Source organism: Peribacillus sp. NPDC056705 (genome assembly GCF_043656335.1).
This window is the reverse complement of the sequence record NZ_JBHTYI010000203.1, coordinates 1-1,331: the sequence shown is the minus strand read 5'-3', so window position 1 is coordinate 1,331 and position 1,331 is coordinate 1. Positions and strand designations below refer to the sequence as shown.

Here is a 1,331-nt window from a genome sequence, read left to right as displayed (position 1 = left end):
AGCAATCGAGATCCGTTCAAATGTGTACTTCCGTTCAGAAGGGGTTCGGGTAATTAAATGATGAAGAAATCAGAACTTGAAGGCTACTTGCTCCAAGCTCTGAACATGGCTCTGCAGATTAACGGAGAGACTTCTTACACACATTCGTTTGATGTTCGAGTGGCGGATGAAGGCTTTTTCTTCATCCCCCGTCTCCCTGCAAGCTATGTTGTAGATGATGACCTATACCAAAAAATCTATCTTATCAGTAACGCAGTTCTATATCCTGATTTCACTCTGTTGAAGCAAGCGGGAGCCTACTTTGTTCCTTTGGCAACAGAAGATATCCATGTAAAGCGGGCGCTCTTCTTCCCATGGAAAAATGGCATTTCAAAACGGCTGATTATTCCAGATATAGACCAATTTGTTGCTGATTTACCGATAAACAAAATACCTGTCATGGAAAACTTTAAGATAAACCTAGACAAAGTGACAAGCATTGCTATCGCAGGAAACTCTGGCTCTGGGAAGTCTTATACCCTTACCTACTTCTTATGCGTATTGAAAAAAAGTTCAAGGCTTGTGATTGTTGACCCTAAATACGATATGCCAAGTAGGTGGGGCAGAGAAAACAATGTCAAGGTTATTGCACCAAGCTATAACAGGAGTAAGAGCGACTTTGTTTCAAGTGTGAATGATGAACTTAGTAAGTGCTTGGAACTGATTCACCAACGCCAACAAGCACTATACGTTAACCCTCAAGCCGATTTTGAACACTATACAGTGGTAATTGATGAAGTGTTGGCATTAAGTGATGGTGTAGCAAAACCTATTAAAGAAGCTTTCTTTAGTCTACTGTCTCAAATCTCATTGCTTGGCAGAACTTCAAAGGTACATTTGCTACTGGTATCTCAGAGATTTGATAACAATGCGATCCCTATTTCTTGTAGAGAGCAACTTAATGTGTTGATTCAGATTGGAAATATTAATTCCAAGACAACACAATTTCTATTTCCCGACCTGTCACTTGAGGGAATAGTCATACCGCAAGGAATTGGGACAGGGCTGATACAGGTTATTGACTCTGAGCACCCGTTTCAAATTGTTCCATTGTTAACACCAACATTTAACAACTTGAAAGGAATAATGTAGATGAAAAGAATAGGTAAATCACTCTTCATTTGGACGTTCCATATTAATGGATTTCTGTTACTTATTTCAATGACACTCCTCTTAGTTCGGTTTTCGTTCATATTGATAGAGAGTCTTTTGCAAAATGAAACAAGTCCATTCCTGACAGAATACACAGGAATAATGACTAAAGTATTGGGGTTAATCAGCAATACATTGGA

2 protein-coding genes are annotated in these 1,331 nt (G+C 39.1%); both read left to right on the top strand.

Features of this window, described 5'->3' with window-relative positions:
* Window positions 1-57 precede the first annotated feature (57 nt).
* Window positions 58-1,131 (top strand): helicase HerA domain-containing protein, encoded by a 1,074-nt coding sequence (locus ACFRAK_RS28925; protein WP_394573186.1) that lies wholly within the window; start codon window positions 58-60, stop codon window positions 1,129-1,131.
* The coding region (locus ACFRAK_RS28920) for a hypothetical protein (protein WP_394573185.1) at window positions 1,132-1,331 on the top strand (200 nt) is incomplete at its 3' end.